This is a genomic window from Bacillus sp. J33, assembly GCF_000518885.1.
Taxonomy (GTDB): domain Bacteria; phylum Bacillota; class Bacilli; order Bacillales; family Cytobacillaceae; genus Cytobacillus.
The window spans coordinates 60,333-70,387 of sequence record NZ_JAEL01000016.1 but is presented as its reverse complement, the minus strand read 5'-3'; the positions used below and the strand labels follow the sequence as shown (position 1 = coordinate 70,387).

Sequence of the window (10,055 nt, the reverse complement as noted above, 5' to 3'; positions counted from 1 at the left end):
ATCTCAAGATCAAAGCCTTGTTCAATAAAGATTTGCGATGGTGTTTTCCCATTTTTGTATTCCGCCACTGCTTTTATCTTAAATTCCGAACTATAGGAGATTGACCTTTCAGAAGTCCTCAACACATTAGGATTCTTTTCAAGCTCTTTCATTTGGAAATCATTATAAATATTCTTACTCATGATAAATCCTCCGTCCCTATTCATTAAATCTATTGAAACACAAAAAACCCCGGATAGGGGCACTTTTTTATCAGTGTCCGCTATCCGGGGTATAGTTCAGTAAAGCTTGCTGCTTTTTAAAGGCGAACTTAGTTTAACCATCTGAATTGATTGGAGCGGAGGGCACTTGACTCCAGCAGGAAATGAGGGATATGAGAGACCCCACAGGCAAACGGGCAAAATTTATAAACTATACCCAACAATGTATGAGAAAAGAGAAAAGAGAAAAGAAAAAAACATAGCCGCTTAAACTCTCCTGATAATTTCTCCGCATATAAATGTTCATAAAACTAAAGGAAAACCTAAGAATTTGAGTTTTCCTAAAACTGCAGCCCAGCAACTCTATTTCTCCCCGCTTGTTTTGCTCCAACATACATTGCTCTGTCTGCATAGCGAATCAAGCCAAGAGAATCCTCCGCATCTATTGGAGCAGCAGCTACCCCAATAGATGCAGTAATCTGTACCGTTTTGCTATCATTATTCATCTTTAAATTATTTCTCAAATTAAAGGGCCTGTCAGCAACCGTTTTCCTTACAAGCTCCGCCCATATCATGGCTTCATCTTTTTCAATATCCGGCAGCAGGACCACAAACTCTTCCCCGCCATACCGGGCAACTGTCCCCTTTAATCCAATTAAACCTGTCAGCCTTTCAGCAAGCTCACAGAGAATTTCATTGCCGCTTTGGTGGCCGTATGTATCATTAACCTGTTTAAAGTAATCGATATCAAGGATTAAGAGTGATAAAGATTGTCTAGCCCCCGCTTTAAGACGTGCAAATTCTTCACTGAGCCTATTTTCAATATAACGGTAATTATATAATTGAGTGAGTGCACACCTCTCGCTTTTCGCTTTTGTTTCCTCATGATATTTGGCATTTTCCACTATAATAGCAAAATGTGAACACAGCATGTCTACAATCATCAATTGAGATTTTTCATAAGACCTCTTTTGTGCAGAGGCCAGCAAAAGTACACCCGTTACTTTTTGGTTGCGCATAATCGGAACACATATAACACTTTCGGCATCCTCAGGCATATAGCCTTTCGTAATCTTGCCCCATTCTTTTTTGGAATGAAACAGGGCAGCCTTCTTGGTGGACCATACTAACCCGCTTATACCTTCGTTTTTTTTAAGGCTTTCTTTTTCCAGGCTCATTGTTTCTCCATGTTCCACCCGGTAAATTAAGTGCAGTTCTTGATCATCAACTATATCCAAAATATAGGCATAATCAACCGGAAGCATTTGACCTAATTTTGAAATAAAAAGCTCCATAATTTCATTGACATCCAGCCTCTCTGCCAATTGATGGCCAATTTCTGCAGCTTTTTGGAGGTAACTATTCACTTTTTCACTGGAATAATAGAGATTGAGAATGATTGAAAGGCTGACAAAGGGAACACCGACAAAAAGCAAAGCCAATAGCCCAACTTCCTGAAACAGTATGTAGAGCACAAGGCCAACCGGAAAAGTAATCAGGGTTGTTATCGTTTCCCATATAAGGTCTTTTCCGAAAAAAGAACCCTTTCTCCCATAAACAAGGTAAATAATAAGGCTTAGCAGCAGCTGGTTTAGTATGAAGTGAACAGCAGGATAGGCTACAGCAGCCCAAAAGTATTCAGGGCTGGCAATTAAATCAATCCCTGTTTTTCCGCCCAATGCATAATAAAGCAAACCGCTGACAGCCGATACGGCAAAAAACATTAAAGAGTTAAGCGGAAACCGGAAAAGCTGATCTTTTTGTATCTTAAGTTTGAATAACAGAACAATTACCGCCAATTGTACCATGACCATTTCTGTAAAAAGGCCAAAAGATAAGAAAACAGCCATGGAAACCCATTGAAGCAAAAAGACCGGTGTATTATTTACAACCATGGGCATAGCAGCCACAAATGACATCAGGATGAAAAAGGCAAAAACACTGACCCCTTGCCCTGACAAGCTTGGCGGGTAGAAATAATAGGTTAGCCATAGTCCAGCGGGGAAAATTAAAAACCATATGATCCATATAACTTTTTTCATGCTAGAACTAACCATTATTTCCCCTCCCTTATCTCCCATCATATTAGGTAAATAGTTAGATAATACAATTATATTAGCAACTTTTCAAAATCTTGTCACATCTGTAAAATCATTTGTCTAATAACTTCAAAAGGTAAGGTTTTGCTTCCGATAAGAAGTAGAGAGATCCAGTAATAACCAAGATACTGTCTTTTTCTATTTCTTTCACCTCATTTTCCAAAAGATGTTTCCAGTCTTTCTGAAAATGCTTTTTCCTGCTGGTGCTTATTTCATATAACTCTTCTGCCACAGCCGCTCTTGGAAAATTAAATTCTGTGAAAGCAATTTTATCTGCAACAGAATCAAGATTGGCGATCATTTTGCCTAGTTTTTTATCAGATAACGCAGCAAAAACTAGGTTTATTCGTTTATCACTGAACCGTGCTGCCAACTCTGCAGACAGAGCCATTGTTCCTTCTTCATTATGTGCTCCATCAATGATAATCAATGGGTCATCAGAAATAATTTCGAATCTCCCCGGCCAGTATGCTTTTTTCAGTCCGGATCTAATATGTTCAGCTTCAATCAGGAAGGAATAATATTGATTTAAAAGCTCTGCTGCCATCACAGCAAGCGCAGCATTTTCTGTCTGGTGCTTGCCGGACATTCCTGTTTCAAGATCCGGAAACTCTCCATAGACTGTGTTTAGGTTAAAGTATTCTCCTCTTATCAAGGATCGGTGACCTGAAATGCTGAATTCGTTCCCCAGCTGATAAACAGGAGCTTTCTTCTCTAAAGCCTTTTCTTTTATAACAGTCAAAGCTTCCTCCTGTTTTACACCTGTAATGAGACTTACTCCTGGTTTAATTATGCCAGCCTTCTCAGATGCTATCTTTTCATACGTATCCCCGAGGATCGCTGTATGGTCAAGTCCAATGCTTGTTATGATTGATAGAATGGGATAAATAATATTCGTGGAATCATACCTGCCTCCCAATCCAACTTCAAAAAGCACAACATCAGCGGGATGTATGTGCCCAAAATACTGAAATGCCATGGCTGTGATGATTTCAAATTCAGTTGGCCCTCCAAGGTCAGTATTCTCGAGCTCTTCAGCTAGAGGATAAATATCATTTGCCAGCCGGACAATGTCTTCATCCTTAACAGGTATGCCATTTAAGGAAATCCGTTCATTAAATTGCTCAAAATAAGGGGATGTAAAAGTCCCAACCGAATAACCGGCTTCCTGAAGAATCGACCTTAAAAACGTTACCGTTGAACCCTTTCCATTAGTCCCGCCAATATGTACAGATTTGATTCTTCTTTCTGGAAACCCGAGCTTCTCCATCATCCATTCCATTCTTTGAAGACCCGGTTTCATCCCAAGCCTTAATCTGGAATGAATCCACTGCAGAGCTTCTTCATAAGTCGTAAACATATTTATGCACCTCCGTCATACAGGAAGGAAGACGAATCCCTCATCTGGACCCGCCTTCCGTAAATATAATTTATTCTCCTTTTAGCTCTTTAATGCGAGCTTCTACAGCTGCTCTCTTCTCGCTGTAATCTTTTTCTTTTGCCTTTTCTTCTTCAATAACCTTTTCAGGCGCTTTTTTAATAAAACCTTCATTTCCTAATTTCTTTTGGACACGTTCTACTTCTTTGTTTAATTTATCCCATTCTTTCTGAAGGCGGGCAACTTCTTCTTCGATGTTAATGAGGCCTTCAAGCGGAAGGATAATTTCTGCTCCAGTTACAACTGCTGTCATAGCCTTATCCGGTGTCTCAACTTCTAAAGCCAGCACCAGTTCTTCAGGGTTGCAGAAGCGTTCAATATAGGCACGGTTATTTTCTAGAGTATCTAGAACTTCCTGATCCTTGGCTTTTACCATCATTTTAATCTTTTTGCTCATCGGCGTGTTCACTTCGGCACGGCTGTTGCGGACTGAGCGGATGATTTCAACAAGCAGCTTCATTTCATTTGCAGCCTGGTTGTCAGTGTATTCATCCTTTACTGCCGGCCACTCTGCAACCGTAATGGATTCCCCTGAGTGAGGAAGGTTCTGCCAGATCTCCTCTGTAATAAACGGCATGAATGGATGAAGCAGGCGCATTGTGTTATCCAATACATACGCCAGGATGGAACGTGTTGTTTTCTTGGCAGCTTCATCATCCCCATATAGAGGTAGCTTCGCCATTTCGATGTACCAGTCACAGAAGTCATCCCAGATAAAGTTGTAAAGAACCCGGCCAACTTCACCAAATTCATAGCGGTCTGATAATCTTGTTACAGTTTCAATTGTTTCATTCAAACGAGTTAAAATCCATTTATCAGCTACAGACTTTTCACCGCTTAAGTCAATCTCTTCATATTTTAAGCCATCCATGTTCATTAAAGCAAAACGGGAAGCATTCCAGATTTTATTGGCAAAGTTCCATGTTGCTTCTACCTTTTCCATGCTGAAGCGCAAATCCTGTCCCGGTGAACTTCCTGTTGAAAGGAAGTAACGCAGTGAATCGGCACCATATTGATCGATAACATCCATTGGGTCTACACCATTTCCCAGGGACTTACTCATTTTCCGGCCCTGTGAATCGCGGACCAGGCCATGGATTAATACATCCTGGAATGGACGCTGTCCTGTAAACTCTATTCCCTGGAATATCATTCTTGATACCCAGAAGAAAATGATGTCATAGCCTGTTACAAGGGCAGCTGTTGGATAGTATCTCTTGAAGTCTGCTGCGTCAGTATCCGGCCACCCCATTGTTGAAAATGGCCATAATGCTGAACTGAACCAAGTGTCCAAAACATCTTTATCCTGTTCCCAGTTTTCAATATCTTCGGGTGCTTCGTGGGCAACGTATACCTCACCAGTTTCCTTGTGGTACCAGGCTGGGATGCGGTGGCCCCACCATAGCTGGCGTGAAATGCACCAGTCGCGGATATTTTCCATCCAGCGCAAATAAGTTTTTTCAAATCTTTCAGGAACAAAGTTTACTTTGTCCTCTTTATTTTGAAGAGCAATTGCTTCATCAGCCAGCGGCTGCATTTTTACAAACCATTGTGTTGAAAGGTAAGGCTCAACAACTGCACCGCTGCGCTCAGAATGGCCAACAGAATGCATATGCTCTTCAATTTTGAATAAAACGCCCTCTTCCTGAAGGTCCTTCACGATTTGCTTGCGGCACTCAAAACGGTCCATACCCTGGTATTTTCCTGCTTTGCTGTTCATTGTGCCGTCTTCATTCATGACAAGAATTCTTTCAAGATTGTGGCGGTTTCCGATTTCAAAATCATTCGGATCATGCGCAGGTGTAATTTTCACAGCACCAGAACCAAAATCCATTTCAACATAATCATCAGCAACAATCGGAATTTCACGGCCAGTGATTGGCAGCTTAACAGTCTTGCCGATTAAGTGCTTATAGCGGTCATCTTCAGGATGCACAGCAACAGCTGTATCGCCAAGCATCGTTTCAGGGCGTGTTGTTGCTATTTCAATATGGCCTGAACCATCCGTTAAAGGGTATCTCATATGATAAAAGGCACCCTGGACATCTTTATAAATAACTTCAATATCAGAAAGAGCGGTCTTTGTGGAAGGGTCCCAGTTGATAATATATTCGCCCCGGTAAATTAACCCTTTATTATAAAGTGAAACGAAAACCTCTCTTACGGCTTTAGACAAGCCTTCATCAAGAGTGAAACGCTCACGGCTGTAATCCAGGCCTAAGCCAAGCTTTGACCATTGCTGGCGGATATGGCTGGCGTATTCCTCTTTCCATTTCCATGTTTCTTCTACAAACTTCTCACGGCCAAGATCATAGCGGCTTTTGCCTTCGCTGCGCAGCTTTTCTTCCACCTTCGCCTGTGTGGCTATACCTGCATGGTCCATGCCTGGCAGCCATAAGACATCATATCCTTGCATCCTCTTCATACGCGTGAGAATATCTTGGAGAGTCGTATCCCATGCATGGCCAAGATGGAGCTTACCTGTTACGTTTGGCGGCGGAATAACAATTGTGTAAGGCTGCTTTTCAGCATCATCCTTCGCCTCAAAAAATTTGCCCTCCAGCCACCAGTCATATCGTCCTTTTTCAATCGACTGCGGGTCATACTTAGTCGGCATTGACAATTCATTATTTTCCATTTGTTTTCTTCCTTTCTAAAATGCATTGCTTCAATAAAATAAAAGGCTCTTTTCTTATAGACCGCTCCGGCTTAGCGAACCCGCGGGGAGGAATGAGAGCCTCCTCGGCTTCGCCTGTGGGGTCTCCCACTTCCCTCTTCTCCCGCAGGACATTGGAAAAGCACCTCAGAAAAACACCCCGTCGTAAGAAAATGCGAATGCATTTTCGAGGAGTCAAGCGCCCTCTGCTGCAATCAACTCTGTTGGTTTAACTAATTGAAGCTGAAAACAACAAACTTTACGAAAACAGCCAAATAAAAAAACTCCATTCGCCATAAAAGGACGAATGGAGTTTGCTTCGCGGTACCACCTTTTTTTCAATCAAAGGAAATATAGATGCTTAATTGCAGCTAAATCCCCAAAAAGATTGACTCTTAAATAGATAACGGATTTCCCGTCTTTCACTACTTGAATAAAATCTTTCGCAAAAGATGCTCGAGGGCGACCTTCCAACAGTTTTGCCTGGAAAACCTTTCAGCTGATGGTCTTCCTCTCTAAAGGCAAAGGGCTACTGTACTCTTCCCTGTCTTAGCAACAATATGCAGTTTTTATCCCGCATTAACGGGCAGTAAGACCCCCTCTTCAAGACTTTGAGGGAACCATAAAGGATAAGTGGGGGTTCAACTGCCCGTAAAAGCCCGATTGGTTCAACTAACCATCAGTGGGGGATGAAAGACCCCACTGATGGAAGTTTCACTTTATATATAAGATATACTACCGAAAAAAGGCTGTTATAGTCAATAAGGATAACCGAGTTTTTTATATATTATACGTTTTTTCATTTAAAGGTGTAGACCCATTATAATTTTGGCCATGAAATTGCAGCCCTTTGAAAAATAGGCACTTTACTGGAGGAAGAATCATAGAATAGAAATAAATAAGGACATTCGGGAAAGGGGCATGGAAATTGAGAAGAAAATATAGCCCTTACACACTGCCTCCCTGGTTAAGAACTGTAAGGAATGTGTGTGCACAATTCATTATTCCATTCTGTGTTTTTCAGGGCATCAGAACCATATTATTGCCTACTACCTTTGATGTACTGCTGCTTTCACTATTTATCCTGATCGCGATTGCTTTCCATTTGGAATTCATTTAGGAGCCCAAGTTCTATCAGCTTTGGGCTCCTTCTTGCTGCTGGGCTTCGGCAGCTGCCTTCGCCTCTTGTTTCTGGCGCTCGATTTCATCTATTCTCATCGCTACATATTCAGTGTTTTTCAACAGCCAAAACTGCCTTTGCAGATGCTGGACGGACTTTCTCTCCCCTCTCTTCCGCTCTCCTTTGTGATATTGTTCAGCAGCCCTGATAATGGAACCTGGATGGGCAAAATAACTCTGGAATAAGAGCATCTCATCTTCTTTAAAAGGGAAGTACTTTAAGTAAGTATAAATCCAGTCCACGCTTTCATCGGATCTTTTCGGAAAGGTTTTCAGGCTTCGCGATAAAAATGGCAGCAAATCATGAAGAGGGGAGCTTTCTCTGGCATTTTCAAAATTCATAAAGTACCCATAGCCTCTGTCATCATATAAGAAATGTTCCGTGGAGACTTTTCCATGAATTACGACTGTCCGGGCTTTATCACTGTCTTTTGTTTTTTCATGCCAGTCCTTCAGTTTATTTGTTGAATATTTGAGAGCCTGGCTGACATCATGATAGTAAAGTGTAAACATGAGTTCAAAAGGCGACATATATTCTTTTCTTTCGCAAGCCTCAATAAATCCCTCCAAAAACTCTTTCTCCTTTTCCCACTCCTGCAATGTATTTTCATAATGCTCCGTGCGTTCTTCCTTTTTGACTGGTACTTCACGGGCTGACAGTGTATGAAGGCGGGCAAGTTCTCTGAGCATTTGCTGATGACGTTCAAACCTGTCTTCTTTCTCTTCATTTGACAGCCAGGGCATCAAGTAAAATAGCTCATTTTGTTGCAGTACCGCATATCTGCCGTCAATCGTAGGATAAATAGGAACGATTCTGTTATATCCTTTCTGGTATAGGGTCTGTACATGCCTTATGAAATCTGCACCCTTCTGGGGCTTGATTTTTTTCAAAGCAAATACACCTTTGTTGCTGTATATCTTTTGAACTCTCCCAAACTCCTCAACAAAATGCGGCTCCAGCGAATAATGCTTTAATATGGGAGCGACCTTTCGCAGCCGATTTTTTTCTTCCACAGCTACCACTCACTTTCCAAATGGCTTGTTTCAGTATAAGATAACCTCCGCTGCAATCTGCTCAGTTGGTTAACCTAAGTTAGTTCTTAGAAGCAGCAAATTTTACGAAAACAGCGTTTCAAAACGTTTGGATATTATAATTTCCTGTCCAATGAAAAGAGCTGAGCAGGATCTTACTGCCTGCTCAGCTGTTTACCATTTAATGGGCTACCGCAACAGGAATGTACAGCACTTGCCCTTCATAAATATCCTGATTTATTTCAAGGTGATTCACCCTTAATAATTGCTGCGCAGGAATATCATACCTTTCAGCAATCGCATCGATTGTATCCCCGTTCTGCACGATGCAAACCTTTAGCTTTACGTGTTCCTCTTCCTCTTCTTTGCGTGCGAAGAATTCAGTTAGTGACATGCTTTTCTTCTTGGAGAATTTTTTCTTTTTGGCTTCCTGTTCTGAAGAAGATGATGATTCCTCTTCCTCAGGACTTTCCTCGGCTTCCACTTCTTTAGGCTTCTTTTCATAAGAAGGACTATCTGATTCAGATGCTTCAGTCATTTCATAGATTTCCTGTGCTGAAGGAGGTGCTTCTTCACTCCTTTGAGAAGCAAATGATATTTCTGGTGTGGATTCTGCTGGCTGCTCTTCATTTTTTTCCTGTTTTCCTTCCAATGCAGCAGGAGCCTCCGGCTCTTTTACTTGCTGTTCTTCCTGTACTGGCTGTTTCCGTGCCTCTGCCTCAAATGGCACAAATACCTCTTCAGGCTCGCTTTGATCTTCGTCCTGCTTTGCTACCTGATTCTCTTCCTCTGCAGAATCGTAAACCGGTTCAGTTCTTTCTTCTTCTTGGTCTTCTTCCTGATAGACTGACCATTCTTTCTCGATTACTGCCTCTTCTTCAACTTCATCAACCGCTGATGCCCTTTGAAGGGGCTCGAGCTCTTCAACTTCCACTTCCTCCTGCCATTCCTGAACAGGAATATGCTGCTGTTCTCCATATAATCCAGTAATCGTTAAATTAGCAGTAAGCTTCATGCAGCTTCTTTCCGGCAGAACATAGTCAAACGATTCTACTGCTACGTCAATATCGTAAATGCTTTGGATTCTATTATTTGGGATCGTAATATCAACAGGAAAGTAGTGTTTAAATTCGCAGGTTCCTTCTTCTCTTTCCTCAACTTCCTGAACAAATTTGGCTCCAGCTGCAACCTCATCACCATCGGCTGCTTCTGCCTCACTGCGTTTATACTCACCAGCCAGTTCAAGAGCCCCCTGAATCGTTACATATTGATCGCTTTCCTGAATAGTTATATTGGGATCTAACGAAATGGATATCAGTTCTGATACTTCCTGTCCTTTTTGAAACCAGACCGATTCTTCTAAAGAAAATCGTAGGCACGATGGATTCCCCTGAGACAAAGCGACTCCTCCCTTCACATCTTCACGTTTAATCACTATGTCATTAACAATC

Annotated in this window: 6 protein-coding genes, 1 pseudogene and 1 other annotated feature; of the genes and pseudogenes, 1 reads left to right on the top strand and 6 read right to left on the bottom strand. The window is 41.7% G+C overall.

What is annotated here, in order from left to right; translation table 11 throughout:
- The 4 genes and pseudogenes from L634_RS0107295 to L634_RS0107275 all read right to left on the bottom strand — a co-directional run.
- Positions 1-182, bottom strand: a pseudogene (locus L634_RS0107295) (hypothetical protein); the annotation flags it as partial.
- 359 nt (positions 183-541) lie between these two features.
- Positions 542-2,257: a sensor domain-containing diguanylate cyclase gene (locus tag L634_RS0107285; protein ID WP_084028854.1), complete on the bottom strand. Its 1,716-nt coding sequence runs from the start codon at positions 2,255-2,257 to the stop codon at positions 542-544.
- A gap of 94 nt (positions 2,258-2,351) precedes the next feature.
- Positions 2,352-3,659 (bottom strand): bifunctional folylpolyglutamate synthase/dihydrofolate synthase, encoded by a 1,308-nt coding sequence (locus tag L634_RS0107280; protein ID WP_026581885.1) that lies wholly within the window; start codon positions 3,657-3,659, stop codon positions 2,352-2,354.
- Between the two features lie 70 nt (positions 3,660-3,729).
- Positions 3,730-6,375, bottom strand: a complete 2,646-nt coding sequence (locus L634_RS0107275) for a valine--tRNA ligase (RefSeq protein WP_026581884.1) — start codon at positions 6,373-6,375, stop codon at positions 3,730-3,732.
- Positions 6,376-6,689: 314 nt separating this feature from the next.
- Positions 6,690-6,953 (bottom strand) — a binding site (T-box leader).
- Between the two features lie 368 nt (positions 6,954-7,321).
- Here L634_RS0107275 and L634_RS32545 point away from each other — a divergent pair.
- On the top strand, positions 7,322-7,513 hold the full coding sequence (locus L634_RS32545) for a hypothetical protein (RefSeq protein WP_084028853.1): 192 nt from the start codon (positions 7,322-7,324) through the stop codon (positions 7,511-7,513).
- Between the two features lie 14 nt (positions 7,514-7,527).
- On the opposite strand, the gene ysxE is transcribed toward L634_RS32545, so the two are convergent.
- Positions 7,528-8,586, bottom strand: coding sequence for a spore coat protein YsxE (gene ysxE / locus L634_RS0107265; protein ID WP_026581883.1), 1,059 nt, complete (start codon positions 8,584-8,586; stop codon positions 7,528-7,530).
- Positions 8,587-8,785: 199 nt separating this feature from the next.
- Positions 8,786-10,003 (bottom strand): stage VI sporulation protein D, encoded by a 1,218-nt coding sequence (spoVID, locus tag L634_RS0107260; protein ID WP_026581882.1) that lies wholly within the window; start codon positions 10,001-10,003, stop codon positions 8,786-8,788.
- Positions 10,004-10,055: the final 52 nt, after the last annotated feature.

What these genes read in the sequence shown, in the direction of transcription:
- L634_RS0107285 (WP_084028854.1), bottom strand. Translation starts at nt 2,257, where the DNA reads ATGGTTAGTTCTAGCATGAAAAAAGTTATATGGATCATATGGTTTTTA.
- L634_RS0107280 (WP_026581885.1), bottom strand. Translation starts at nt 3,659, where the DNA reads ATGTTTACGACTTATGAAGAAGCTCTGCAGTGGATTCATTCCAGATTA.
- L634_RS0107275 (WP_026581884.1), bottom strand. Translation starts at nt 6,375, where the DNA reads ATGGAAAATAATGAATTGTCAATGCCGACTAAGTATGACCCGCAGTCG.